This window comes from Sphingomonas sp. 2SG (assembly GCF_005503285.1).
Taxonomy (GTDB): Bacteria; Pseudomonadota; Alphaproteobacteria; order Sphingomonadales; family Sphingomonadaceae; genus Sphingomonas; species Sphingomonas taxi.
Window position 1 is genome coordinate 149,720 of the sequence record NZ_SCMZ01000002.1, and the last position, 24,602, is coordinate 174,321.

Annotated in this window: 22 protein-coding genes, 2 pseudogenes and 1 other annotated feature; of the genes and pseudogenes, 12 read left to right on the forward strand and 12 right to left on the reverse strand. The window is 64.7% G+C overall.

The annotated features are described in order from the left end of the window. The first annotated feature begins 30 nt into the window (after positions 1 to 30). Both FFS23_RS01755 and FFS23_RS01760 read left to right on the forward strand, forming a co-directional pair. Positions 31 to 876, forward strand: coding sequence for an undecaprenyl-diphosphate phosphatase (locus FFS23_RS01755; protein ID WP_137897185.1), 846 nt, complete (start codon positions 31 to 33; stop codon positions 874 to 876). Positions 877 to 884: 8 nt separating this feature from the next. Further along, a complete protein-coding gene (locus FFS23_RS01760; RefSeq protein WP_137897186.1) occupies positions 885 to 1,928 on the forward strand; it encodes an endonuclease/exonuclease/phosphatase family protein in 1,044 nt (347 codons plus the stop codon). Here FFS23_RS01760 and FFS23_RS20355 read toward each other — a convergent pair. Continuing rightward, positions 1,923 to 2,142 (reverse strand): annotated as a pseudogene (locus FFS23_RS20355) (IS3 family transposase); the annotation flags it as partial. The gene FFS23_RS01760 and the pseudogene FFS23_RS20355 overlap by 6 nt on opposite strands. A 426-nt stretch (positions 2,143 to 2,568) precedes the next feature. Next, on the reverse strand, positions 2,569 to 4,827 hold the full coding sequence (locus tag FFS23_RS01770) for a TonB-dependent receptor (protein WP_171009322.1): 2,259 nt from the start codon (positions 4,825 to 4,827) through the stop codon (positions 2,569 to 2,571). A gap of 340 nt (positions 4,828 to 5,167) precedes the next feature. Here FFS23_RS01770 and FFS23_RS01775 point away from each other — a divergent pair, with 340 nt between their 5' ends. Continuing rightward, positions 5,168 to 5,758 carry a hypothetical protein gene (locus FFS23_RS01775; RefSeq protein WP_137897189.1) on the forward strand — a complete coding sequence of 197 codons (591 nt, stop codon included), beginning with the start codon at positions 5,168 to 5,170 and terminating at the stop codon, positions 5,756 to 5,758. Positions 5,759 to 6,039: 281 nt separating this feature from the next. Then, positions 6,040 to 7,193: pseudogene (locus FFS23_RS01780) on the forward strand (DDE-type integrase/transposase/recombinase). Then, positions 6,316 to 6,432: a sequence feature (AL1L pseudoknot), on the forward strand. It overlaps the preceding pseudogene by 117 nt. A 683-nt stretch (positions 7,194 to 7,876) precedes the next feature. Here the strand turns inward: FFS23_RS01780 and FFS23_RS01785 are convergent. The 5 genes from FFS23_RS01785 to FFS23_RS01805 all read right to left on the reverse strand — a co-directional run bounded on the left by FFS23_RS01785 (position 7,877) and on the right by FFS23_RS01805 (position 12,028). After that, positions 7,877 to 8,098: a dodecin gene (locus FFS23_RS01785; RefSeq protein ID WP_137897190.1), complete on the reverse strand. Its 222-nt coding sequence runs from the start codon at positions 8,096 to 8,098 to the stop codon at positions 7,877 to 7,879. A 153-nt stretch (positions 8,099 to 8,251) separates the two neighbouring features. Then, the gene (locus tag FFS23_RS01790; RefSeq protein ID WP_137897191.1) at positions 8,252 to 9,130 is read right to left on the reverse strand and encodes an intradiol ring-cleavage dioxygenase; all 879 of its coding nucleotides are present in this window, start codon (positions 9,128 to 9,130) and stop codon (positions 8,252 to 8,254) included. Then, entirely contained in the window at positions 9,127 to 10,404 is a 1,278-nt protein-coding gene (locus FFS23_RS01795; RefSeq protein WP_137897192.1) for an MFS transporter, read from the reverse strand. The genes FFS23_RS01790 and FFS23_RS01795 overlap by 4 nt, the downstream gene beginning before the upstream one ends. A gap of 275 nt (positions 10,405 to 10,679) precedes the next feature. After that, entirely contained in the window at positions 10,680 to 11,315 is a 636-nt protein-coding gene (locus FFS23_RS01800; protein WP_137897193.1) for a CoA transferase subunit B, read from the reverse strand. Continuing rightward, positions 11,312 to 12,028 (reverse strand): CoA transferase subunit A, encoded by a 717-nt coding sequence (locus FFS23_RS01805; RefSeq protein ID WP_137897194.1) that lies wholly within the window; start codon positions 12,026 to 12,028, stop codon positions 11,312 to 11,314. Before FFS23_RS01805 ends, FFS23_RS01800 begins: the two co-directional genes overlap by 4 nt. A gap of 212 nt (positions 12,029 to 12,240) precedes the next feature. On the opposite strand from FFS23_RS01805, the gene FFS23_RS01810 reads away from it, so the two are divergent. From FFS23_RS01810 to FFS23_RS01830, 5 genes are all read left to right on the forward strand, one after another. Further along, the gene (locus FFS23_RS01810; protein WP_171009323.1) at positions 12,241 to 13,455 is read left to right on the forward strand and encodes an MFS transporter; all 1,215 of its coding nucleotides are present in this window, start codon (positions 12,241 to 12,243) and stop codon (positions 13,453 to 13,455) included. Between the two features lie 170 nt (positions 13,456 to 13,625). After that, positions 13,626 to 14,138, forward strand: a complete 513-nt coding sequence (locus FFS23_RS01815) for a cupin domain-containing protein (protein WP_137897196.1) — start codon at positions 13,626 to 13,628, stop codon at positions 14,136 to 14,138. A gap of 25 nt (positions 14,139 to 14,163) precedes the next feature. Further along, the gene (locus FFS23_RS01820) at positions 14,164 to 15,180 is read left to right on the forward strand and encodes a hydroxyquinol 1,2-dioxygenase (protein ID WP_249340477.1); all 1,017 of its coding nucleotides are present in this window, start codon (positions 14,164 to 14,166) and stop codon (positions 15,178 to 15,180) included. A 12-nt stretch (positions 15,181 to 15,192) separates the two neighbouring features. Then, the gene (locus FFS23_RS01825; RefSeq protein WP_249340478.1) at positions 15,193 to 16,659 is read left to right on the forward strand and encodes an aldehyde dehydrogenase family protein; all 1,467 of its coding nucleotides are present in this window, start codon (positions 15,193 to 15,195) and stop codon (positions 16,657 to 16,659) included. Positions 16,660 to 16,688: 29 nt separating this feature from the next. Beyond that, positions 16,689 to 17,069 (forward strand): Rieske (2Fe-2S) protein, encoded by a 381-nt coding sequence (locus FFS23_RS01830; protein WP_137897199.1) that lies wholly within the window; start codon positions 16,689 to 16,691, stop codon positions 17,067 to 17,069. A 16-nt stretch (positions 17,070 to 17,085) separates the two neighbouring features. On the opposite strand, the gene ribB is transcribed toward FFS23_RS01830, so the two are convergent. The 4 genes from ribB to pcaF form a co-directional block, all read right to left on the reverse strand. Continuing rightward, positions 17,086 to 18,174: a 3,4-dihydroxy-2-butanone-4-phosphate synthase gene (ribB, locus tag FFS23_RS01835; RefSeq protein ID WP_349303943.1), complete on the reverse strand. Its 1,089-nt coding sequence runs from the start codon at positions 18,172 to 18,174 to the stop codon at positions 17,086 to 17,088. A 35-nt stretch (positions 18,175 to 18,209) separates the two neighbouring features. Then, on the reverse strand, positions 18,210 to 19,130 hold the full coding sequence (locus FFS23_RS01840; protein ID WP_137897201.1) for a VOC family protein: 921 nt from the start codon (positions 19,128 to 19,130) through the stop codon (positions 18,210 to 18,212). Beyond that, positions 19,127 to 20,188, reverse strand: a complete 1,062-nt coding sequence (locus tag FFS23_RS01845) for an LLM class flavin-dependent oxidoreductase (RefSeq protein ID WP_137897202.1) — start codon at positions 20,186 to 20,188, stop codon at positions 19,127 to 19,129. The genes FFS23_RS01840 and FFS23_RS01845 overlap by 4 nt, the downstream gene beginning before the upstream one ends. Before the next feature lie 75 nt (positions 20,189 to 20,263). Next, complete coding sequence (pcaF, locus tag FFS23_RS01850) at positions 20,264 to 21,466, reverse strand: 3-oxoadipyl-CoA thiolase (protein WP_137897203.1); 1,203 nt, start codon at positions 21,464 to 21,466, stop codon at positions 20,264 to 20,266. A 194-nt stretch (positions 21,467 to 21,660) separates the two neighbouring features. On the opposite strand from pcaF, the gene FFS23_RS01855 reads away from it, so the two are divergent. Genes FFS23_RS01855 through FFS23_RS01865 form a run of 3 tightly spaced genes read left to right on the forward strand, consistent with a single transcriptional unit; the run spans position 21,661 to position 23,755 of the window. Beyond that, positions 21,661 to 22,947, forward strand: coding sequence for a 3-hydroxyacyl-CoA dehydrogenase (locus tag FFS23_RS01855; RefSeq protein WP_137897204.1), 1,287 nt, complete (start codon positions 21,661 to 21,663; stop codon positions 22,945 to 22,947). Continuing rightward, a complete protein-coding gene (locus tag FFS23_RS01860) occupies positions 22,944 to 23,438 on the forward strand; it encodes a flavin reductase family protein (protein WP_137897205.1) in 495 nt (164 codons plus the stop codon). Before FFS23_RS01855 ends, FFS23_RS01860 begins: the two co-directional genes overlap by 4 nt. A gap of 32 nt (positions 23,439 to 23,470) precedes the next feature. Next, positions 23,471 to 23,755 (forward strand): hypothetical protein, encoded by a 285-nt coding sequence (locus FFS23_RS01865; protein WP_137897206.1) that lies wholly within the window; start codon positions 23,471 to 23,473, stop codon positions 23,753 to 23,755. Positions 23,756 to 23,810: 55 nt separating this feature from the next. On the opposite strand, the gene FFS23_RS01870 is transcribed toward FFS23_RS01865, so the two are convergent. Further along, on the reverse strand, positions 23,811 to 24,590 hold the full coding sequence (locus FFS23_RS01870; RefSeq protein ID WP_137897207.1) for an enoyl-CoA hydratase-related protein: 780 nt from the start codon (positions 24,588 to 24,590) through the stop codon (positions 23,811 to 23,813). Positions 24,591 to 24,602 lie beyond the last annotated feature (12 nt).

Here is a 24,602-nt window from a genome sequence, read left to right on the forward strand (position 1 = left end):
CGGCTACGCTTCCTCAGATATGGATTTTGCATGACAGCGACCACCCAATCGCAATGGCTCGAGGCCGCGCTCCTCGGGATATTGCAGGGCCTGACCGAATTCCTGCCGGTATCCTCCAGCGCCCATCTGCGGATCGCGGGCGCGCTGCTGCCATCGGGAACCGATCCCGGCGCCGCCTTCACCGCGATCACCCAGATCGGGACGGAGGCGGCTGTCGTGCTATATTTCCGTCGTGACATCTGGCGGATCGCGATGGCATGGCTGGGGGCGCTGGTGAAGCGTCGCACCGTCCTGTCTCCGGATGCGCGGCTCGGCTGGCTGATCATCATCGGCACGTTGCCGATCGCGATCCTAGGCCTGTTGCTCAAGCACCAGATCGAGGGGGAGCTGCGCAACCTGTACATCACCGCCGCGATGCTGATCGGGTTTGGCCTCCTGCTGGGCGTCGCCGACCGGATCGGGGCGCGGCGACGGACACTCGACCAACTGGGTTGGCGACACGGCCTGACGCTCGGCTTCGCGCAGGCGCTGGCGCTGATACCGGGCGTGTCGCGTTCGGGCGGCACGATCACGGCTGCGCTGCTGCTGGGCTATACCCGCGATGCGGCGGCGCGTTACTCTTTCCTGTTGGCGATCCCAGCAGTGCTGGCGTCGGGATTGTTCGAGTTGGCCGATAGCTGGGGCAAGCCCAATCCGATAGGGGCGGGACCGACGCTGCTGGCGACGATCCTGGCCTTCGCGATCGGCTATGCGGTGATCGTCGGTTTCCTAAAACTGCTGCGGACGCAGAGCTTCCTGCCCTTCGTGCTGTACCGCGTCGCGGCTGGGTCGGCAGTGCTGCTGATGCTGGCGAACGGCGTCATCGGCGCACGATAAGGCACGACATGTTTCGATACGTCGTTCCGTTGCTCGCGATCTTGGCGAGCGCCGCCTGTACGTCGCTGCCACCCGTACGCCTAGCCGACAGCACATCGCCGCCTCCGGGCCCGATCATCGAACGCGATAGCCTCAGCGGGCGGGCGCTTACCACGATCGACGTGTTGAGTTTCAACGTCGAAGGACTCGCCTGGCCCGCCCGTCACGGGCGTGCACCCTCGCTGGCACAGATCGGTAAAATTCTAGCGACGCTGAACAGCCAAGGCAAAGCGCCCGACATCATTCTGGTGCAGGAGATGTTTAGCCCTGCTGCTGTCAGGGCTCTGACAAACGCGGGCTATCCCTATCATGCCTGGGGCCCAACCCGGACGCAGGGCCGCCAGTCGTCATCCCACGACCGAGTGAAGGGGCCGAAGCGCTGGGGGAAGGGCGAGATCGGATTACACCTCGTCGGATCGGGTCTGGCGATCTTCAGCCGCTATCCGATCGTGGCGGCCTCGTCTGAGCCATTCGGAACGCAGCACTGCGCCGGATTCGACTGCCTCAGTAATAAGGGTGCACAACATGCCCGCATCAGGGTGCCGGGTGTGCCGACGCCGCTCGACCTGTTCAATACCCATCTCAACTCACAGGCGGCATCGCGTGTACCGCCGGCGCGGCATGGCACGGCACAGGCGTTGCAGCTCGTCGACATAGCCGACTTTCTAGCGACCCAGGCCGCCGAACACACTTCTGCGATCGTCGGTGGCGACTTCAACATGGCCGGGACACCTGACCGACTTGCTCGGCTTGAGCAAACCCTGGGACGCTATACCATGGTCCACCGGTTCTGCGCGGCGGCTGGATCGCCGTGCCACGTTGGCCTGTCCTGGGATGGCGACGCACCGTGGGAAGATACCGAGGACCTCCAGCTTTACCGCTCCAGCGCTAACCTTGTGCTAACGCCGATCCGGATCGAAGCGATGTTCGATGGCGCCGTAGGCCAGCCGCGACTATCCGATCATGACGGCCTGCTCGTCACCTATCAACTGGACTGGCCCGCGCCTCTTTAGCGCCGGTGTTTGGGCGGTCGGCACGCCGGCACGCTTGCCAGTGTCGACCTCGGCCATTTTTAGCCACTCATGCAGTGTCTGCGGCACGGAGCCGATCATCTTCGCGATGAAAATCACCGCCGCCCATCGCGACGGATGGTCGCGCTCGTGATCCAACACCATCCGCATCGCGCGCGCGAGCATCCGGGGCAGACTTGTTCGTCGTCTTGCTCATACAGGCTCCACCTGCTCAGGAGTTGGCGCCTCCGACAAACCCGGGCGGTTCACTCCCAAAGATCCTGTGACAGCACTCGCGACATCCGTGGCGGCCTCCTGATCCGGCTCGGAGCCCGAATCAGAAAACCCAGCCCGTGTGGATCCTCAACGATGCAGAAGGGGCGGAAACCGCTCTAAGTTACCAATGGCCTGATTCCCGGGGACCACGTCACGGCCAGCGCAAAGAGTTCTTGTGGTAAGAAGGCAGAATGATCGCCTTTAAATCATCCCCAGCAAGAAACCGATCTTTCGGCTAGCCTAACATAAATTCTATTGGGCCTCTAACCACGGACGATTTAAAACGGTGCCGCTACGCCCGGGGTTGCCAGTTTTCCGCCGCTTCTAGCAAAGTAAGGCCGCGGTGACGTTATTCCGATCGGATGGCTTAGAAGTTGACGGTCAGTAGCCCGCCGACGGTGCGTGGATCGTTGATCGATGGTTGATAGACGCCTGAGCCATAGATCGTCTTCGTAATGTATCGATGATCGGTTACGTTGCGCAGATAGGCGGTCAGCGAGATATTCCGTGTGGCCGCCCAGGTGAGGTTCATATTGCCGAGCACTGCCGATTTGATGCGGACATTGTCTGCGATATTCGGCACCGCGAGCAGGTCGAGCTGGCTGTAATAGCCGCTGTGGCCCGAGAGATATCGCACATCGCCATGGAATGTCAGCGACGAGTCGCCGGGCAGGGTGAAGACGTGATCGTAGCCGAGCGACACGAGCAGCGGAATCGGCGCCTGCGACCCCGGATTGTTTGTGCTCGACACCTCGTCATTCGCAACCCAGAAGGCGAAGTCGGCGGGCTTGTTCACGAACCGCGCATGCGTCCAGCCCAGATTGAGCTTGACCCGGTCGGCGACACTCGGCTTGAGCAATACTTCGAGTTCCACGCCATAGGACACCAGCGGTGACGACAGCGTCGAAAACACCGACGGGAAGCCATTGGGATTGGTATTGATGCCGGCGGACTGATATGCGCCGTACTTCGTGTAGAAAGCGGCTCCGTTGACCTGTAGTTTGTTGTCCAGGAACCGGTTCTTGCTGCCGATCTCGAAGGACGTCAGCGTTTCGGCCGTGATCTCCAGCGGCTCCAGGATCGTGCCTTGCGGGGTGGACTTCTGCGCGACGGTCACGTCGCCGGGCGAAAAGCCCGTGGAGACCGACGCATACAGGAAATTGGCGCTTGTCAGATCGTGCTCGAGGCGCAGCTTGTAGGTTATGTTGGTGAAGTGTCGCTTGCCGGCGTCGCCGGCCAGTTCGAAGCTTCCACCCCCCAACGCCTGGCCGGCGCGATAGAGTTCGTTCACGCTGATCTTGGTATCGTCATATCGCACGCCTGCAGTAATCCGCGACGTGTCCAAAAGCGGATAGGTCGCTTCGGCGAAAAGCCCATAGGCCGAGGTCTTCTTCTTGATGATGTCGTCCTGGTAGAAGGTGACCGGGCCGAACATCGCGGCGCTCGTGCTGGCCAGCACGTTATTGTACACGAACAGCCCGGCCTGCCAGATCAACTCCGACTGGGGATTGGACGCTATTCGCAGCTCGTGCGTGACGAAGTCGTCTTTGCGGGTGCTCAGCGGCTGGGTCAGGATTCCGATCACCCCGTTGACCAGCAACGTGCCGTCGTTGGTGAAGGAGCGATAGGCCGGAAGGTAGGTCAGTTCGCCAAAGCCGACATTCCATTTGAACTCGGCCCAGATCTGCCGCGATTTCGCTGCGACTGAGGCGACATTGGACGTATCCACATAGTCGACGGTGTTCGGCGTTGGACTGACGGCGATCAACCTGCCGCCCGAATGATCCTTGCTGTCGCTCAGCGCGGCGCCGATTAGAGCCGACAGATTGTCGGTCGGCGCGTACAGGATCTTGATCCGGCCATCGATGCTGCGGATCGCGCCGGCCTTTTCATCGATATACCCGTCGCGCGCATAATAATTGCCCGCCGCGCGTATGCTCAGCACGTCGCTGACTATGGGTACGTTCAGCGCGCCGACGTAATGCTGAAGATTGTAGTTGCCGAGTTCGGCCGTCGCCATGCCGCCGACGTCTTGCAGTTCGGGGTTGCGGGTATGGATAGCAACGAGGCCGGCGGTGGCGCTGCGGCCATATAGCGTACCTTGGGGGCCGCGGAGGATTTCGACCCGGTCTAGATCGTAGCTGCTGCCGACCCCGTTATAGACGCCGTCGATGTAGATCGCCGCGGCGGAGGCCGTGGACGTGGTAGAGCCGCCCGCGCCGATATTCGACGGGATGCCGCGTATTACCAGGCCGGATCCCGGGTTGTCGGTGCCGCCGCCCGCCGTACCGCCCGCCGCAAGCGCCGCGCCACCGGTAACGCCCGGAACATCTTCCAGGATTGCGCTCAGCGCGAACTTCCCTTCCTTCAGCATGTCCTCGCCACCGCGCACGCTGATCGACGCGCCAGCTTTCTGAACATTCACGACGCGGCGCTCGGCGGTGACGACGATGTCGCCCACGGTGTCTGCGGGCTGCGTCATCGTAGCGTCGGACGCAGCTTCGGCGGCGGGTGCCGGTGAGGGCGCGGTTTGGGCAAAACTGGTGCCGGCAGGCATGTTACATGCCAGCCCGAGCGCGGCTGCCATGGCAAGCCTGGATGCGCGCGTAGCCAAATGGGATTTCATCGGTCCCCTCCTATGACGTGTTTTCATTATTCCCCGATGTTCCGGAGTTGATGTTCGTGTGGACCCGGGGCAGGGCAAGGGGTGACGGTATTTGTATTAATGTCCGTCAGGTGAACGTAATGTGGGAGATCGGCTTCGATCTCATGACGTGGGACAAATAGATACTGACAATTATCTGCGAGATGTGTTACCCATGCCTTTATTTTTAAAACTGATGAAATAGTTGAGTGGAGCAGAAGATCGATGCAGTTTGGCGTCGGAAAGCCGTTGCAACAGCCGCCGAACGGGTGCCTCGTACGGGCCGAGATGTAGAAAAAAGACAATTGAGATGGAGAGGCGTGTGAAAAGTCTGTTAGTCGGTTTCGTTGCCGGTGCCATCGTTGCGGCGGCGGGTTTCTCGATTGCAAGTCATGGTTCAAGCCCTGCCGCGGTGCAGTTCGATGGTCTCGGGGACGGAAGGCCCAAGCGCTGCACGCCGGCGCGGCTCGACCATAATCGGCAATTGGTTCGCACCTTTTTCGCGCCGGGGCGTAGCCCGCAAGACGCCTATGCTATGATGGTGCCCGATTATGTGCAGCATAACGAAGGCGTGAAGCGCTTCGGGAGGGTCAATCGTCTGAAGGATCGCGAGGCCTTCAAGGCGATCGACGAAATTCTGACGAGCAACGGCCAGCGACCCGAATTGCTGGCACCGCCGGGCCAGCCGAAGAACGAGATGGCGTTCAAGATCATCGCCACCTGCGACTACGTGGTTGCCGTGCACCGCACCTATGTCCCAGACCCACAGAAGATCGGCGGCTTTTACCCGGCCTTCGACTTCGAACTCTGGCGCATCAGCGACGGCAAATTCGCTGAGCATTGGGATAGCCAACGGATACCGGTGCCGGTGCCCGAGCTGATGCGTGCGCCGTTGGTCAATTCAAAACAATAGAATTCAGAAGGTGTGAAACAAGAAATTTGAAAAAATTACAGGTAATTTGAAAATCATGTCAGGTAAAATCAAATACTAAGCAGTGGTTAATTAGGGGTTTTCTACCTTATGTATCACGTCGACATTTAGTTAAAGGGAGCCACGTTCTGCTAATATATACATAGCAGCCTCATCAAAACGCCCAGAGATTGCTTCTTTCTTAAAATGCCGAATCTGGCTTATGCACTCTGAACCGCGCTGGGTTTGCCAAGGGTTCCAGATCCTAAGAAGGTGAAGCCAGTATGAGCCAGACGATGAACAATTCTACGCCGGATGTCTGTGAGCGAGCGGTGCCGATGGTGCCGGGTCACCGATCTGATCATCCGACGCCATGGGCTGCTATTGCTTCCATTCCAGAAAGGATCGGCTGCTTTCGGCAAATGTTGTGAGTGATTCAAGAAGTTCCAGATACATAGGAGCATGCGTGCTGGTGTTCCGACCGAAGTTTCAAACAAAATAAAGGCGCTGGAGGGCGAAGTCCCGAGACGCGGCAGGCGACGAAATTTCACGCAAGGCGTCGCATATTGTGCGCAGTTGGAGCTCAACCGCCCTTTGGGGCAGTGATCGCCCTCGTCGACGATCACCGCGATGCCTATCGGGTCGAGCCGATCTGGCGCGTTTTGCCGATCGCCCATCCACCTATCACGAGCGCGTCGCAGCGGCAGGATCTGGCAGGCCTGTCTGTGCAAGTAGAGCGGGATGTCACATTTAATCTGGAGATCGCACGCATATTTGTCGAGAACTTTGCGGTCTGCGGCGTGTGCAAGGTCTTGAGCCAGATGATGCGCGAAGGCTTTCCGGTCGCTTGCTGTGCTGTCCCGCGGCTGAAAGCGCGAGACGAGTTTGGCAGGGTTGATCCGGGGCAAGCCCGTGCGGACCACGGTCGGTGACAAGGTAGCACCATGCCCGCTGGATTACGTCAATCGCAGGTTCTACGCGCCAGCACCCAACATGCTGTGGGTATCGGACTTCACCTCTAATGCCATGTAAACAGTGTTCGTCTACGTCGCCTTTGTCATAAATAGCTATGCTAGGCGCATCGTTGGTTGGCGGGTCAGCAGAACGGCGCAAGCCAGCTCGGCTCTCGATGCCTCTGAGCAGGCGCTTCGTGATTCCCAGCCAGATCATCGGGGTGGCCTCATCCATAATAACGGCCGCGGGTCAAAGTATATGTCTATCAAGTAGGCCGAGCGCCTCGCTGAGGCTAGATTCGAGCCGTCGGTCCGCAGCGTCGGCAACAGTTCGACAAAGCTTTGGTCAGACGATCAATGGCGTCGACAAAGCCGAGGTGATCCATCGACGCGGTCCGTGGCGCAGCTTCGAGGTCGATTGGTTCAACCGTCGTCGGCTACTCGAGCCCATCGGCAACATCCCGCGTGCCAAAGTCGAACGGTAATTATCCAACCGCGGACAACACCGATTTGGCAGCGTGGCTCACAACCCAATGCTCCCACAGACCCGGCGCGATTCAGCTGTCTTCTGCCCTTACGTTCATCTGGCTGACGGGATCGATTACAATGGGAGAGCTACGACGTATTGTCGCCTGCGCCGATCCGAGGTCTGCTTTGGTGTTCGTGCCGTCCTCGTCGACGTCAGAGTCTCTACCGGACGTCGGATGTACGCGCCTCGCTTCGTCAACCAGGACCCCATATCCGCTCGGGTCTCCCGGACAGACGAACGAATCGGCCGAGATAGAGCGCTTTTGGACGGAAGCTCGCAAGCGCGCCCAAAAACGCAAGGCCTGGTAGTATATGATCCGCAAGTATCGACGATGGTAGGCTCGTTTCACGATTTCGGCTCGCTATACCACTGGATGCGATAGCTGCCGTCAGGTATCACCCTCCAGGCCCACGGTGTCCGGCCATGTATCCTAAGTGCAGAGAGCCGCGACGGCACTCGGTCCGTGTCCGTGGCCCGGTCCGTCGCGGGGTCGGCTGCGACGATCGCAGGCCGAAATCGTCGATTGTGGGACGTATCTGCCGGCACCTAATCCACCGCCTCCGCGATCTCGATCAGCGTCGACACAAAACCGCTTACACAATAGGATCGGCGGCGGGACAAATTGGTGCGAACCATCGATCACGCGCTTTTTGGAAATTCAAGCTTGAAGCCGAGTTTAAGCGTCACCTGAAAGTGCACGACATGGCCATCTTGAATGTGGCCGCGGGTTTCGACGACTTCGAACCAGTCGAGACTATGTAGCGACTGGCTTGCGCGGGTCACCGCCGTACGAATGGCGTCGTCAACGCCGATCTCCGAACTGCCGACAATCTCGACGATTTTATAGACATGATCGGGCATGATGCGGCTCCACAGTGACGATTAAACGTCACGCTAGGCCGACGCCGCCAAGGAAAGAGGTGTGACGTCGCAACTGTCCGCGGGGTGCACGCTTGAACGATTCCGTCTACAAAACAGTATGGCATGACGTCACCTCTTAACCGCCATTGCTGATCAGGGGCGCGCGCCGTCGAGGATGAAATTCCATTCCACCTTCCAGAACGGGCCTGAGAAACCGTACTGTCCCTGCTCGGCCTTATCTACGGTGTGCTGAAAGTCCGCGATCAGGCTGGGCTTCACTCCGAACACCGGGTCCTGGTGGAGATAGGGGCAATCGGGAACGAAGATGTGCGTGACCGCCTCGTCGTAGCCGGGGGCGCCGACGATGAAGTGGAGATGCGCCGGGCGGAAGGGATGGCGGCCGAGCGCGCGCAGCAGTGTGCCGACTGGGCCGTCGTCGGGAATCGGGTAGAAGCGCGGTTTGACGGACGTGAACCAGTAGCGGCCTTCTGCGTCGGTTTCGAAGACGCCGCGTAGATTCCATTTCGGCTGCGCGTCCGGTTGCTGGACGTCATAGAAGCCGTCGTCGTTCGCCTGCCAAACGTCGAGCGTCGCCCCGGCGATCGGCCGCCCCGCGGTGTCGGTCACCCGGCCGATGACCAAAGTCGGTTCGCCCTTGTTATCGGCGCTGATACTGTCGCCAAGCTGCCGGCGCGGCGCGTTGGCGACATGGAACGGCCCCAGCACGGTATTTTCGGTCGCGCCCGCGGGTCGCTGATGATTCAGCCCGTCGACGAGCATCGAGATGCCGAGGACGTCCGACAGCAGGACGAATTCCTGCCGCCAGTCGTTCGACATGTGCCCTGTCTGCGTCAGAAACCCGATGGCCGCCATCCATTCGTCCTGGGTGATGGCGGCTTCCTTGATCGCGGCGTGGGCATGGCGGGTGACGACCCGCATCACGTCGGCGAGGCGTGGCGAGACGCTGTCGTCGATGCGAGCGTTCACGACCTCGGCAGAGCGCGCGATGTCGAAGAGGCCGTCGCCGGTCATGATGCATCTTCCGTTCTGGCGTTGCGCGCTGCGACGACGCGCGGTGCGGTTTCCTTGAGGAAGAGCATGACGACGACCCCCGCAGCAAGGCCGCACAGGGCGAAGACCAGCATCGCCTGGATGCCGTACAGGCCGATCAGCACGCCTGTTACCACCAGCGCCAGGCCGCCGCCGAAAATCTCGCCGGTGCCGATGATGACGCCGGCGACGGTGGAGATGCGGTCGGGCGGCGCGGCTTCGGTCGCGACCGGGCCGCTGAGCAGCGACAGCAGGCCGAAGCTGCACGCGGTGCTGGCGAACAGCAGCAGGAACAATTGCGTCGGTTCGGCGCCCGCCCGCATGAACAGGGCGAGGAATCCGGCGCCGAACAGGAAGCCCGCGATGCCCGCGGTCCGGCGGCCGATATAGTCGGACATGGCGGGCAGGCCCCATTGCCCGACGAAGCCACCGAAGCCGATTGCCGACGTGACATAGCCCATCTGGATCGGCGTCAGCTTCAGATATTCGATCAGATACAGCGGCGTGTTTGCGCTGAGGACGAAGATGCCGCACATCGCACAGAGCAGCGCGACCATGGCGACCGGCACGTTGCGATGGCGGAGCGTATCGAGCAGCCCGTAGCGCGCGCTGACCTCGCCCCGGTCAACCTGCGGGGCGGCGGCGATAGAAGCCGGTTCGCGGATCACCTTCCACATCAGGATCGCCAGGACGAAACCGGGCACTGCGACCAGGGTAAAGACCCAGCGCCAGTCGATGACCTCCAGCAATTGCGTCGCGATGATCGGTCCCAGGCCGAGGCCCACCAGCGCGAAGGCGCTTTGTTGCAGCCCTTGGTTGAAGCCCCGCCGCGTCGGCTTGGAGGCGTCGGCCACCGCGGCGAAGCTCGCCGGGCAGAACATGCCTTCCGCCACGCCCATCGCGGCGCGGAGCAGGAAGAGCGACGCCATCCCCGTCGCCACGCCCGAGAAACAGGAGAGCAGCGAAAACAGGATGAGCGAGGGAACGAGGAGCTTGCGCCGGCCCCACCGATCCGACAGCCCGCCCAGCAGCAGCGCGGCCAGCCCCCAGGTCACGCCGAGTATGGCGACGAGATAGTTGATCGCCTGCGCCGTGACGCCGAGTTCGCGCACGATGCTGGGCGCGAGCGCGGCGATGATCCATCGATCGAGCCCGACGAGGCCGAAACCGAGCGTTAGCAGCGCGACCGCCCGCCATTCATATCGGACGTCGCCCGATGGTCCGATCGTAGGAGCCGTCGCTGCATGCGTGACCATGATGCCATCCCGTTCTGGCCGATGCGGCCGATGGTGTTGCCAATGGTGGTGAACGTCGAGTTCGATGCGTCCGTCGTCGTCGTCGCGCGGCGGCTCGGACCGTCGGTCTGCCACCCCTGCGCGTCACAAGGCCGCCGTCAGGAAGATCATCGGCCAATAGTGCGGACACCGATCGGGCGGTCGCCGGTGTGCCGCGAGCGTGCTTGCGGCGGCGGTCCGCGCGAGGCGGACAGCCCTGGACGCGGACAGCCTCGCCCATGGGCCGCAACGATCGTTCATGCTGTGAACTCGGCTTCGGTCAGGTCCCGGAGTTCGTCGACCGTCACGCCCGGCGCGCATTCCACCAGTGTCAGGCCGCCGTGCACGCGGTCGACGGCGAAGACCGCCTTGTCGGTGATGATCAGGTCGACGCAGCGAACGCCGGTGAGGGGCAGCGAGCAGTGTTTGCGGATCTTCGGCTGCCCGTCCTTGCTCGCATGGTCCATCACGACGATCACGCGCTTGACCCCGGAAACGAGGTCCATCGCGCCGCCCATGCCCTTCACCATCTTGCCGGGGATCATCCAGTTGGCGATATCGCCGTCGGTCGATACCTCCATCGCGCCGAGGACGGCAGCGTCGATATGGCCTCCGCGAATCATCGCGAAGCTCTGCCCGCTGTCGAAATAGCTCGACGTCGGCAGCTGGGTGATCGTCTGCTTGCCGGCGTTGATGAGCTCCGGGTCGACCTCGTCGGGATAGGGGAAGGGACCCATGCCGAGCATGCCGTTTTCGGATTGCAGCGTGACCTTCAAGCCCGGCGGGATGTGGTTGGCGACCAGCGTCGGGATGCCGATGCCGAGGTTGACGTAGAAGCCGTCTTCGAGCTCGCGGGCGGCGCGGCTCGCCATCTCGTTGCGGGTCCAACTCATCGTGCATTCTCCAAACGCGGGCGGGTGGTCAGCTTTTCGATCTTCCGCTCCGCGATCGTGCTCTTGATGACCCGGTCGACGTAGATGCCGGGCAGATGGATGGCATCGCCGTCCAGCACGCCGTCACCGACGATCTCGTCGACTTCGACCACGGTAACGCGGCCCGCGGTGGCCATCGGCGCGTTGAAATTGCGCGCCGTCTTGCGGAACATCAGATTGCCCTCGCTGTCGGCGCGCCATGCCTTGATGATCGACAGATCGGCGCGCAGCCAGCGTTCGCGGACGTACAATTCGCCGTCGAATTCCTCGACCGGCTTGCCCTCCGCGACCAGAGTGCCGACGCCGGTGCGGGTGTAGAAGGCGGGAATGCCGGCACCGCCGGCGCGAATGCGCTCGGCCAGCGTGCCCTGCGGCGTGAGTTCCAGCTCCAGCTCGCCGGATAGGTACAGCCGTTCGAACAGCTTGTTCTCGCCGACGTAGGACGAGACCATCTTCCGGATCTGCCCGTTGTCGAGCAGCATCCACAGGCCGAAGCCGTCGGCGCCGCAATTGTTCGAGATGATCGTCAGATCCTTCACTCCGACGCGCTTGATTTCGGGGATCAGGCTTTCGGGGTTGCCGACCAGCCCGAACCCGCCCGACATGATCGTCATCCCGTCATGCAGGACGCCGTCCAGCGCTGCTTGCGGAGAGGGATAGATTTTCGACGCCATCGTGAATGTTGTCCCGCAGTCTCGCTCGGCGGCGGGGTAACGCGGTCGGCGGCGCGCGTCCGTCGTCGCAACGCGCATGTCTATTGCGTGTACCGGACGCGGGGGTGGCCCTCCGTGTACACCCGGCGGACGCGCGACGCAGCCGGGTACGGGATCGCCGGCGGGGTTGTAGCACGAGACGACACTATAAAGGCACGGGAGAGCGCGGGGGCATGACGGCCACGTCTGCAAGCCAGGGGGCCGATGCCGGCCCGATCGAAGGCATTGTGCTGATCCTGCCGTCGTTCCTGGCGATCATGGGCGCGATCGTGCTGGTGCCCGTCCTGCCCCAGATCGCGAAGGACTATGCCGGGACGCCGCACCTGCCGTTCCTGATCCAGACGATCCTGACCGTGCCGTCGCTGATGGTCGTGCTGTTCTCGCCCGTCGCGGGCATCCTGGGCGATCGGCTGGGGCGCAAGCGGCTGCTGGTGGGGGCGATGCTGATCTATGCGGTGATGGGGCTCTGCCCGATGGTGCTCGGCTCGATCTATGCGGTGCTGGCGAGCCGGGTGTTGCTCGGGATCGTCGAGGCCGCGGTGCTGACGCTCGCGACCACGTTGCTGGGGGATGCGTTCAGCGGCAACGCGCGCAACCGCTGGTTCGGATACCAGATCGGCGGCGGCGCGCTGATCGCGATCCCGATGCTGTCGGCGTCGGGTCACCTCGGCCAGTTCGGATGGCGGCTGTCATTCCTGATCTATTCGTTGCCGCTGCTGATGGTCTTCCTCGTGCTGTTCATCGCGCGGGAGCGGACCGCGGCCGCGACGCCAGACTGGAACGACGACGATGCGGCCGTGACCACGGGGTTTCCGTGGCGCCATATGACCATCGTCGGTGCGATCAGCCTCTTCGCCTCCATCTGCTTCTTCGCGTTGCAGTTGCAGCAGGGGCTGGCGCTAAACGAAGTCGGCGCGGTGTCGCCGGAGCGGATCGGCAATCTTACCGCGCTCGCCAGTATCGGCGCGCCGGTGGGCACGATCCTGTTCCGCTTCATCGCGCATCGCACGTCCGCCTTCCTACTCAGCTGCGGGTTCTGCGGCGCCGCGGCGGGGTTGCTTGGCGTCGCCTGGGCGACGACGCCGGCCGGGACGGTCGCCGCGATCTTCGTCGGGCTGATCGGGTCGAACATCATCCTGCCGACGATGCTCAGCTGGACGGCAAGCGGCCTGCACCAGGGCAACCGGGCGCGGGGAATCGGCATCTGGCAGGGCCTGTTCGCGGTCGGGCAGTTCGTGTCGGCGATCGCGTTCGGCTGGTCGATGTCGGTGCTGGGGAGCGCCAAGATGGCCTTCGCGCTGATCGGCGCCGGCGTCGGCCTCGCCGCAGCGATCACCATCGCGCTCGGCGCTATCCGCTGGGCGGACCGGGAGCGGGCCATGCCATAAGGTCGCGCCGGGCCGCGCGTTCACCTGCCGGACGGGGTCGAGGCACCCTCTGCGCGCACTGCCTGCGCGCTGTATGACCCAATGCACATTGACTCATCCTGCACCTCGGCATCGTCGGGGTCGGGGTCGTGGTCGGGATGGCGCAGCGCGCCGGATCATAGGAGTTCGGGATGGAAGGCGTCGTAACGCAATTCGGTAGCTTGCGCGATTATCGCAAGGGCGGGGTCGAGATCATCGACGACAATCCCAAGAACTATGTCTTTTCCAACGTCTTCGAAGTCGCCGACACCTCCGCGCCGTACGAGCGCGTCGCGGTCGGCAAGAACTTCGAATATGTCATCGAAGTCGCGCGGGCGGAGGGTGCGTCGCCCTGGTTCGGCTGCGCGCACGACGAATTCGTGCTGTGTATGGACGGCGAGGTCGAGGTCCACCTGGTCAAGCTGGACGATCCCGACGCAACCGTCGATCCGGACAGCGAAGGCGCGGTCCTGCTCGGCACCGACATGCCCGCCGGCCGCAAGATGGGTCGGATCGTCCTGCGGCGCGGGCATCAGGCGCTGCTGCCGGTGGGATCTGCCTATCGCTTCCAGGCCGACGCGCCGTCCGTGACCCTGTTTCAGTCGATCGAAGGCGCCGTGACCGTTCAGAAGTGGGCGGACATCTGCCAGACCGAAGCAGCCTGAGCTCCAAGGAGGAATTGAAATGGCGATGTCAGAAGCTCTTCAGATGGCACCGGCGAGCGCAGATGCGCGCACCGACGTCAGTGCCCTGTCGGTGAACAACCAGACCGGCTATCGCGCCTTCAAGGCCGGTGGCTTCGAATTCCACCGTGACGAATATTTCGCCCGGATCAGCTGGCCCGGCGGCACCCACATCATGCCGATCGATATCTTCCTGCGCGCGATGATGCGCGACGTGGCGTGGGGGTTCTTCTACGGCGTCGTCAACTTCGACGGTGTGTTCGGTACGATCAACCATTATGGCGAAGTGACCATGTTCGCCGGCCGCTTCAACGACGCCTATGTCGATGCGGGCCGCAACTACGAGGAGCGCTTCGCCTCGGCCGCGCTGATGGAATCGTTCAAGGACATCCTGTCGGACTGGACGAACAGCGGCTACGATCCCTTCGCGGCGCCGATGGAAACCGGCGCGCCCTGGGGCATCAAGAAAGGTGACAACGAGGATGCGATCACGCGCCAGCGCGTGACGGCCAAGCGCATGGTCGGCCTGCCCGGCGACACGCCGCTGCGCACCGACGAGTCGGGCTTCCCGGTCAACCGTCAGTTCGCCGACGTCCCGCAGGACCAGCCACTGGTCGAGGCCGAGCCCGGCTTCGAGCATGAGGTAAGCGCCTACAATCTGTTCGGTTATCTGTCGCGCAGCGACGTCACCTGGAACCCGAGCGTCTGTTCCGTGCTGGGCGAGAGCCTGTTCTGCCCGACGTCGGAGGAGTTCATCCTGCCGGTCGAGCATGGCAACGACCGCTGCGAATGGTTCCTGCAGCTGTCCGACGAGATCACCTGGGAGGTGAAGGACAAGGAATCGGGCAAGCCCCGCGCCCGCGTGCTCGCGCGCGCCGGCGACATCTGCTGCATGCCCGCCGATATCCGCCACCAGGGCTATTCGACCAAGCGGTCGATGCTGCTCGTATGGGAAAACGGCTCCAGCAAGATCCCGCAGATGATTGCCGATGGCACGGCGCCCGTCGTCGCGGTCGACTTCTGAAGAATGCACCGCGTGACACAATTTCAGACGAAGCTGCTGATCGGCGGCGAATGGGTCGACGGCGTCGACGGGGGTACGATCCGCGTTGAAAATCCGTACAACGGCGAGACGCTGGCGAACATCGCGGAGGCCACGGCGGCCGACGTCGATCTGGCGGTCGCCGCCGCCCAGGCAGCCTTCCCGGCCTGGGCGGCGCTGCCGGCGCACGAACGCGGACGCCTGCTGCTGAAGCTCGCCGATGCGATCGAGGCTGACACCGCCAACCTCGCTCGGTTGGAGGCGCTCGACACCGGGCACCCGATCCGCGACTGCCTGGGCCTCGACGTACCGCGCACCGTGCTGTGCTACCGCTATTTCGGCGGCATGGCGGACAAGTTGGAAGGATCGGTGATCCCGGTCGACGCCGGCTTCCTGAACTATGTCGAGCGTGAGCCGATCGGCGTCGTCGGGGCGATCGTGCCTTGGAACTTCCCGCTGATGTTCACCAGCTGGAAGATGGGGCCGGCGCTGGCGGCGGGCAATACGATCGTCATCAAGCCGTCGGAGATCACGCCGCTGTCGACGCTGCGGATCGGCGAACTGATGTTGCAGGTCGGCATCCCCGCCGGCGTGGTCAACATCGTGACCGGCTACGGCCATACCGTCGGCGCGGCGATCGCCGAGCATCCGGGGATCGGCAAGGTCGCCTTTACCGGCTCGACCGCGACCGGCCGCTCGATCGTCAAGGCGTCGGCGGGCAACCTCAAGAAGGTGCAGCTGGAACTCGGCGGCAAGGGGCCGAACATCGTCTTCGCCGATGCTGACATCCGCGCCGCGGTGAACGGATCGGCGTTCGCAATCTTCCATAACCAAGGGCAGGCGTGTATCGCCGGATCGCGGCTGATGCTGCACGAGGATATCGCCGATGGGTTCCTCGAACAATTCGTCGCGCTCGCCAAGTCGATCCGGCTCGGCGACCCGCTCGATCTCCAGACTGAGATGGGGCCGCTCACCTCGCGCCTACATCAGGAGCGCGTGCTGTCGTTCGTCGACGTCGCGAAGGGTGAGGGCGGCGAGGTAATCGCCGGCGGCAGTCGGCCGAACGGTTTCGAGACGGGCTGTTTCGTCGAACCTACGATTGTGCGGGCGAAGCCCGGCGACCGCGTGGCGCAGGAGGAGGTGTTCGGCCCGTTCGTAACGGTGCTGACCTTCAAGACCGACGAGGAGGCGCTCGCGATCGCCAATTCGACCGACTACGGCCTCGGTGCGGGGCTGTGGACGCGTGACATCGGGCGCGCGCATCGCTTCGCCAAGAAGATCCACGCCGGCATGGTCTGGATCAACTGCTACAAGCGGGTGCATCCCGCCTCGCCGTTCGGCGGGGTCGGCCAGTCGGGGTATGGCCGCGAGATGGGGTTCGAGGCGATGCGCGAATACACCGTGCCTAAGTCGGTGTGGATCAACGTCGACGCGCAGATCCCGCCCTTCTACCGGCGCTAGGCCGGGCAAGCGCAAGACGGGCGGCGAGCATGGCGACCGATGCGAGGACAGATTTCTGGAAGCTCCGTCCGAACGCCCCCGCGCCGGGCTACCGGCTGGGTCCGGCCGACGAGATCGCTGAGGACAGCGCGCGCGAGTTCATCGTCGGGCGGGGGCGCAATGCCTTTCGCCTGTTCGTCGTGCGCCGCGACGGGCAGCTGCGAGCGTATCTAAACGTCTGCCCGCATTATTCCCTGCCGCTCAACCACGTGCCAAACGGTTTCCTGAAGCAGGGCTATATCGAATGCGCGCAGCATTTCGCGCAGTTCGCAATCGCGGACGGTCGCTGCGTCAGCGGCGCGTGCGAGGGGGAATCGTTGACTGCGATTCCGGTCGCGGTCGATGCAGAGGGTATGCTCCACATCGCCTGACCTGACCTGACCCGCGTCAGGCCGGCGGCGGATCGATCTCCCGCTCCGCGACGATCGACAGGCCGAACGCCTCCAGTCCAACCAGGCTCTTGCCGGGCGTGTTGGTCAGCAGGATCATGTCGTGGATTTTGAGGTCGGCCAGGATCTGCGCGCCGATGCCATAGGTCCGCTCGTCCATACCCTCCGACACGCCTTGGAGCATCTGGTGGACATCGCCCTCCAGCTGCGGCGGGATGATGAGGATCACGCCCGACCCCTCCGCGCCGATCTGCGCCATCGCGCGCTGGAGGATGCGCTTGCGGGGGCCGGCCTGGCCCAGCATGTCCGACAGCAGCGACGCGACGTGGACGCGCACCAGCAGCGGCTGCCCCGGCACGATCGCGCCCTTCGTCAGCACGTAACTGAACTCGCCGGTGATCTTGTTGCGGTAGCTGAGGAACCGCCATGCGCCGCCATAGTCGGACACGAATGGCACGTCGTCGACGCATTCGACCAGATGGTCGTTGCGCAACCGATAGCCGATCAGGTCGCGGATGGTGCCGATCTTCAGGCCGTGGCGCTGGGCGAAGGCGATCAGATCGGGCAGGCGAGCCATCGTGCCGTCGTCGTTCATGATCTCGCAGATCACGCCCGCGGGGGTCAGGCCGGCCATGCGGGCGATATCGACCGCCGCCTCGGTATGGCCGGCGCGCACGAGCACGCCGCCGTCGCGCGCTGCGAGGGGGAAGACATGGCCCGGGCTGACGAGTTCCTGGGCGCCGCGCGTCGCGTCTACCGCGGTCAGGATCGTGCGCGACCGGTCGGCGGCCGAAATGCCGGTGGTGACGCCTTCGCGCGCCTCGATCGAGACGGTGAACGCGGTCTGGTTGGCGCAGCGGTTGTTGACCGACTGCGGCTCCAGCCCCAGCGCATCGACGCGAGCTCGGGTCATGGCGAGGCAGATCAGCCCGCGGCCATGCAGCGCCATGAAGTTGACCGCCTCGGGCGTCGCCATCTGCGCCGGGATGATCAGGTCGCCCTCATTCTCCCGGTCTTCGTCGTCGATCAGGATGAACATGCGGCCGTTGCGGGCCTCGTTCAAGATCTCCTCGACGGATGCGATCATCGTCAGGGTATCGATGCCGGCTTCTGGAAAGCGGCTCATACGCGGGTCGGGCGCTCCATGCCCCATTGCACGCCCATCACCTGGTCCATGCCGACGAGGTTGGGCGGGGTGTTGGCGCTCAGCTGGTCGCCGTCGGTCCAATGTTCGTGCTCACGGCCATAGGGGTCGAACCAGTAATCGAAGATCTGGCTGCCGAGCAGATGCCGGCCGACGCCCCAATGCGGTGTGTGGCCGCATTTGATGAGATGTTCGCGGCCCGCCATCAGATCGTCGACGTCGCCGACCTCGAAGGCGAGATGGCGCAGCCGCGGCTCTGTGCCTGACTGGAACAGCACCAACGTATGGTGATCCGACGGTTTGGTCCCGCGATCGGTGCGCAGGAACGAGCCCGCCGAGGTGCCGGGCTCCAGCTCGAATTCGTCGGTGGTCAGGAAGCCGAAGCGGTCCTTGTACCACGTCTCCGACCGGATGAAATCGGACACGACCATCGCGAGATGGCCAAGCCGGAGCACGCGGCTCGGGCCCGGGTCGATCCGCCGCAGCCGGTCGATCCGGTGTGCGGCGCCGCTCTCGTTCCATCCCACCGGCGGGCGAACCGCAGCGTCGCGCAGCGACTGGTCGGCGACGGCGTCGATCTGGAAGCCGTCGGGATCGACCATGCGCACATAGTGGCCCCCGCCCGGTGCATCGAGCGGCCGCACCTCGCTGCCGTCGTGCGCGGCGAGGGCGGCAAGCGCGGCGTCGTCGGCGACCCACAGGCCGAAGCCGAGGAAGCCCGGCTCTCCCTCGACCAGCGAATAGCAGAAGGGGGCCTTGTCCTCGGCGCACAAAAGGCGCTTGCCGCCGTGCTCGCCCAGGTCGATCAGCCCGAAGTCGCGCAGGAAATCTACCTGTCGTTCGACGTCGGGTGCCGCCATGCGGACGTAGGCGATGTCGATGGCGCGCGCGATGCTCATACGAGCTCTCCTTGGGGCGAGCGGGGCGAAGGGGATGGCGTCAAAGGGGACGACAGCGAGAAGGCGTCCGCGATCAGCGCGTAGCTGCGTGCTCGCGAGGAGGAATCGGGCAGGACGTTGACGAACATCAGCTCGTCCGCGCCATAGTCCGCCGCCACCTGCGTCAGCCCGTCGCGGACCTGCTGTCGGTCGCCATGCGTGATGCGCATGACCGGGTGCCCGTCAGCGGGATGGCGCGCGGACCATGCCTTGGCCTCGGCGACCGAGGGGATGGGGATGATCTCGCCGCGGAACATCAGCGCCATGACCATGACGATCGGGTAGCGCAGGTCCGATGCGGTCGCGCTGTCGTCGGCGCAGATCGCCGCGGTCGCCGCGACGACATAGGGCGATTGCAGCGATGCGGACGGCTTGAAGCTCGCCCGGTAGCGCGCCGCAAGCTGCGCGCCGTTGGGGTTGATGAAGTCGGCGATGACATAGGGCAGGCCAGCCTCGCCCGCGAGGCGTGCGCTGTCCGGCGAACTGCCGAGCAGCCATAGTTCGGGCGGGATGCCGCCATGCGGCATCAGGCCGCGCAGCCGGGCGAAGGGATGCTCCGCCGGCAGCAACGCGTCCGGCCCAAGATAGGCGAGAAGCTCGGCCAGCTGGCTGGGGAAGTCGCTGCGCCCGCTGGTGCTGGACCGATCGCGCTGGAGCGCCCGCGACGCGATCGCGTCGCTGCCCGAGGCGCGCCCGACGCCGAGGTCGATGCGGCCGGGGGCCAGCGCGGCGAGGACGCTGAACGCCTCCGCCACCTTGAACGGCGAATAATGCGGCAGCAGCACGCCACCCGAGCCGAGCCGGATGGTCCGTGTCGCCATGGTCAGCGCCGCGATCAGGATCTCGGGCGCCGCGCCGGCGAAGGTGGCGGAGGCGTGGTGCTCGGCGACCCAGAAGCGGTGATAGCCCAACGCCTCGCCCAGCCGCGCCAGCGCCACGGTCTCCGCGACCGCGGTGGTGGCGTTGGACCCGGCCGCGATCGGGCTTTGGTCGAGGATCGATAAACGGAGCGCCTTCATGCCGACCGGGCTAACCCCGGCGGCATGCGCCGTCCAAGGCGGTCGGCAAAAGTGTCCGCCAGGCGATGCGGGCGGTTATACCCGCTCGATCACCATCGCGATGCCCTGGCCGACGCCGACGCACATCGTCGCCAGCCCGTAGCGCCCGCCGGTGAGCGCCAGTTCCTCGGTCAGCGTCAGCGCGAGCCGGGCGCCGCTCATGCCGAGCGGGTGGCCGAGCGCGATCGCGCCGCCGTTGGGGTTCACGCGCGGATCGTCGTCGCGGATGCCGAGGCCGCGCAGCACCGCGAGGCCCTGGCTGGCGAAGGCTTCGTTCAGTTCGATCACGGCGAGATCGTCGATCGACAGGCCCGTGCGGGCCAGCAGCTTCTGCGTGGCCGGCACCGGACCGATCCCCATCACGCGCGGCGCGACGCCTGCCGCGGCCGCACCGACGATCCGGGCGCGCGGCGTCAGGCCATGGCGGCGCACCGCGTCTTCGGAAGCGATGACGAGCGCGGCGGCACCGTCGTTGACCCCGCTCGCGTTGCCGGCGGTTACCGTGCCGTCGGGACGGACGACCGGCTTCAACGCGCTGAGCGCGTCGAGCGTCGTCGCGCGCGGATGTTCGTCGGCATCGACGATCACGGGATCGCCCTTGCGGCGCGGCACCGGCACCGCGACGATCTCGCGCGCGAGGCGGCCGTTGGCCTGAGCCGCGGCGGCCTTGGTCTGGCTGCGCAGGGCGAAAGCGTCCTGATCCTCGCGGCTGATACCGTGGTCGTCGGCGACGTTCTCCGCCGTCTGCGGCATCGAATCGACGCCATACGCCGCCTTCATCCGCGGGTTGACGAAGCGCCAGCCGATCGTCGTGTCGTGGATTTCGGCGGCGCGGGAAAAGCCCGTTTCCGCCTTCGGCATCACGAAGGGCGCGCGGCTCATGCTCTCGACGCCGCCGGCGAGGATCAGATCGGCGTCGCCGCCCCGGATCGCGCGCGCGGCGATCCCCACCGCGTCGAGCCCCGAACCGCACAGCCGGTTCACCGTCGTCCCGCTGACCGCTTCCGGCAGCCCCGCGAGCAGCGTCGCCATGCGCGCGACGTTGCGATTGTCCTCGCCGGCCTGGTTCGCGCAGCCGAGGATGACGTCGTCCACCGCCTGCCAGTCGACGCCGGTGTTGCGGTCGAACAGCGCGCGCAGCGGGATCGCCGCCAGATCGTCCGCGCGGACCGACGAAAGGCTGCCGCCATAGCGGCCGATCGGCGTGCGTACCGCGTCACAGATGAAGGCGTCGGCCATCGGCGTTCCTGTCCCCATACCCGGCTGACAACCACCGGTTGCCGCCGCCATTACCGCAAAACATTGCCTGCTGCCGACCAATTTTAAGCTGTCCGTCCAGTGACCCGGCTTGATCTGGACGCCCCGCGGCGTCGCCGAGCATATATGCGGGACGGCTCGGGACGATCGGGGCCGGCATTTTGGCAGTGGATGGCATGACAGCGGATGGACCTTCGCCGGCGACGGCACGCCATATCGAGCAGGCGGAGGCCGACGCGCGCATCGTGCCCGGCCTGTCCGACGCGGTTCTGCGGCCGATCCGCACCACCGGCGTGATCGGTGCCGGCACGATGGGCACCGGCATCGCCGTCGCGCTGCTGGCCGCGGGCCTGCCGGTGACTCTGGTCGAGCGCGAGCAGGCGCCGCTCGACCGGGCGCAGGATGCGATCCGCAAGATCATCGACGGCAATGTCGCGAGCGGACGGATGAGCGAGGCGGCAGGATCGGCGGCGCTCGCCGCGCTGACGCTGACCACCGACATCGGCGACCTGGCGCCGGTCGACCTCGTCGTCGAAGCCGCGTTCGAGACGATGGAGGTGAAGCGCGACGTGTTCGGCCGGCTCGACGCCATCGCGCGTCCCGGCGCGATCCTGGCGACCAACACCTCCTATCTCGACGTCGCGCAGATTGCCGCGGCGACGCGTCGGCCGGCCGACGTGATCGGGCTGCACTTCTTCTCGCCCGCGCACATCATGAAGCTACTCGAGATCGTCCGGACCGACGCGACGGGCGCCGACGTGATCGCCACCGCGATCGATCTCGCGGGACGGATGGGCAAGAAGCCGGTCGTCGCGGGCAATGCGTTCGGCTTCATCGGCAACCGGATGCTGCGCGTCCGCCGAGATGAGGCCGAGGCGATCATCCTGGAAGGCGTGACGCCCGACCGGGTCGACCGCATCGTCGAGGCGTTCGGGTTCCGCATGGGTCCGTTCCGCACGTCGGACCTCGCCGGGCTCGACCTCGGCTGGTCGCCCGAAACCTCGCGCGGCGCGACGGTACGCGAGCGACTGTGCGAGGCCGGTCGACGCGGGCAGAAGACGGGCAAGGGCTTCTACGATTACGACGACGCCAGGCAGGCTTCGGCATCCCCCGAAGCGCTGGCGATCATCCACGACTATGCGCAGGATCGGGGGATCGCCGCGCAGGCGTGGACGGACGCGGCGATCCTCGACCGGATGCTGCTGCCGATGATCGACGAAGGCGCGCGGATCGTGGCCGAAGGCATCGCGCAGCGTCCGTCCGATATCGATGTCGTCTGGCTGCACGGCTATGGCTGGCCACGCCGCACTGGCGGCCCGATGCATTATGCGCAGCAGATCGGGGCAGACGCGCTGGCGGCGCGTTTCGCCGCGATCGGCCGCACCCCATCCGATGCCCTGATGACGCTGACCGGGACGGTCCCGGCGGCCGGGGAACGGCAACTTGAAGCGAAGGCGTTATGACCGACATCATCTCGAGCGACATCGATCCGCGGACCTTTCGCGACGTTTTGGGCTGCTATCCCACCGGCGTATCGGTCATCACCTCCGCGCTCCAGGGTGTGCGGCTGGGGCTGGTGGTGGGGTCGTTCACCTCGATCTCGCTCGATCCGCCGCTCGTCGGCTTCTTCCCCGGCAAGGGCTCGCGCAGCTGGCCGCTGATCGAACAGTCGGGCCGCTTCTGCGTTAACGTGCTCGCCGGTCACCAGATCGACATCTGCAAGCATTTCGCGAGCAAGATCGACGACAAGTTCGCCGACCTGACCCACGGGCAAAGCCCGTCGGGCCTGCCGATCATCGACGAGGCGGTCGCCTGGATCGATTGCCGGATCGAACGCGTGCAGGAGATCGGCGACCATTATCTGGTGGTCGGCGCGGTCGAGGCGATGTCGGGCAGCGATCTGCACCAGCCGCTCGTCTTCCTGCGCGGCGCCTATCGCGACATCGCGGCGTAACCGCGACCCATAAACGGACCTGGGAGAACGGCATGTTGGTAGCGCGCGTGGAATATCGGGTGCGAGAGGATTTCGCCGAGCGCAACGTCGCGAATATCGCGGCCTTCCTTCCCGAGCTGCGCAGCCGGCTGAGGCCGCGATCGAGCTATTCGGTGTCGGTCAGCGCCGACGGGCGGTCCTTCCTGCACGTCTTCTTCCACGAACAGCAGTCGGAAGAGGCGTTGCTGGGAGAGATCCCGGGTTTCGGCACGTTCCTGACCGAAGTGATGGGGGCGTGCGAGGTGCCGCCCTCAATCAGCCACTTCGTGGAAATTTAAAGAGATCGGCCGGCCCGCCGGCCGCTCACGGGAGCGAGCCGGCGGGCGTCCTGGATCAGTGGCCGAATTTGTCCGCGTCGGGCTTGCGGCGCTCGCCGAAGGACTGCGCCAGCTCCTTCGCCTCGCCGGTCTTCAGGTACAGCGGCAGCAGCATGTCGTGCGTCACGCGCGACAGCCCGTTGACGCCGCCGTGCCGCGCGTTGAACGCGCCCTTGATCGCGGCCAGCGCGTAGGCGCCGCGTTCGGCGACCTCGAGCGCGAAGGCACGGGTGGCGCTTTCCAGCTCGTCATCGGGCACGACCTTGTTGATGAGGCCGAGCGACAGCGCTTCGTCGGCGGTCATCTTCGGATTGCGCATCCAGATTTCCTTGGCCTTCTTCTTGCCGACCAGATCCTCAAGATACCAAGTGCCGTAGCCGGCATCGAAACTGCCGACCATCGGCCCCACCTGGCGGAAGGTCGCGCTCTGCTTGGCGATCGTCATGTCGCAGACGACCTGCAGGACGTTGCCGCCGCCGACCGCGAAGCCGTTGACCATCGCGATCACCGGCTTCTGCAACCGGTCGATGCTTTCGTACATTTCCAGCGTCGGCAGCACGCCCGCATAAAGCGCGGTGTCCTCCATGCCGTCCTTGCGGCCGCCGATGCAGAAGAATTTGTCGCCAGCGCCGGTCAGGATGATGACGCGGGTGCGCGTTTCCCGACGGATCGCGTTGATGCAGTCGCGGATCTCATGGCACATCGTCTCGGTAAACATATTGCCGTCGTGGGGACGGTTCAGCGTAAGCCAGCCGATCGGGCCTTCTTCCTTGTAGAGGATTTCGGAGTAACTCACAGCTTTCTCCTG

Bases quoted from the DNA above. Each gene is read 5' to 3' on its own strand.
- FFS23_RS01770 (WP_171009322.1), bottom strand. From the start codon at position 4,827: ATGAAATCCCATTTGGCTACGCGCGCATCCAGGCTTGCCATGGCAGCC.
- FFS23_RS01820 (WP_249340477.1), top strand. From the start codon at position 14,164: ATGTCAGAAGCTCTTCAGATGGCACCGGCGAGCGCAGATGCGCGCACC.
- FFS23_RS01805 (WP_137897194.1), bottom strand. From the start codon at position 12,028: ATGGCGTCGAAAATCTATCCCTCTCCGCAAGCAGCGCTGGACGGCGTC.
- FFS23_RS01845 (WP_137897202.1), bottom strand. From the start codon at position 20,188: ATGAAGGCGCTCCGTTTATCGATCCTCGACCAAAGCCCGATCGCGGCC.
- FFS23_RS01830 (WP_137897199.1), top strand. From the start codon at position 16,689: ATGGCGACCGATGCGAGGACAGATTTCTGGAAGCTCCGTCCGAACGCC.
- FFS23_RS01815 (WP_137897196.1), top strand. From the start codon at position 13,626: ATGGAAGGCGTCGTAACGCAATTCGGTAGCTTGCGCGATTATCGCAAG.
- FFS23_RS01840 (WP_137897201.1), bottom strand. From the start codon at position 19,130: ATGAGCATCGCGCGCGCCATCGACATCGCCTACGTCCGCATGGCGGCA.
- FFS23_RS01790 (WP_137897191.1), bottom strand. From the start codon at position 9,130: ATGACCGGCGACGGCCTCTTCGACATCGCGCGCTCTGCCGAGGTCGTG.
- FFS23_RS01860 (WP_137897205.1), top strand. From the start codon at position 22,944: ATGACCGACATCATCTCGAGCGACATCGATCCGCGGACCTTTCGCGAC.
- FFS23_RS01760 (WP_137897186.1), top strand. From the start codon at position 885: ATGTTTCGATACGTCGTTCCGTTGCTCGCGATCTTGGCGAGCGCCGCC.
- FFS23_RS01865 (WP_137897206.1), top strand. From the start codon at position 23,471: ATGTTGGTAGCGCGCGTGGAATATCGGGTGCGAGAGGATTTCGCCGAG.
- FFS23_RS01795 (WP_137897192.1), bottom strand. From the start codon at position 10,404: ATGGTCACGCATGCAGCGACGGCTCCTACGATCGGACCATCGGGCGAC.
- FFS23_RS01810 (WP_171009323.1), top strand. From the start codon at position 12,241: ATGACGGCCACGTCTGCAAGCCAGGGGGCCGATGCCGGCCCGATCGAA.
- FFS23_RS01800 (WP_137897193.1), bottom strand. From the start codon at position 11,315: ATGAGTTGGACCCGCAACGAGATGGCGAGCCGCGCCGCCCGCGAGCTC.
- FFS23_RS01855 (WP_137897204.1), top strand. From the start codon at position 21,661: ATGACAGCGGATGGACCTTCGCCGGCGACGGCACGCCATATCGAGCAG.
- FFS23_RS01755 (WP_137897185.1), top strand. From the start codon at position 31: ATGACAGCGACCACCCAATCGCAATGGCTCGAGGCCGCGCTCCTCGGG.
- pcaF (WP_137897203.1), bottom strand. From the start codon at position 21,466: ATGGCCGACGCCTTCATCTGTGACGCGGTACGCACGCCGATCGGCCGC.
- ribB (WP_349303943.1), bottom strand. From the start codon at position 18,174: ATGATCGCATCCGTCGAGGAGATCTTGAACGAGGCCCGCAACGGCCGC.
- FFS23_RS01785 (WP_137897190.1), bottom strand. From the start codon at position 8,098: ATGCCCGATCATGTCTATAAAATCGTCGAGATTGTCGGCAGTTCGGAG.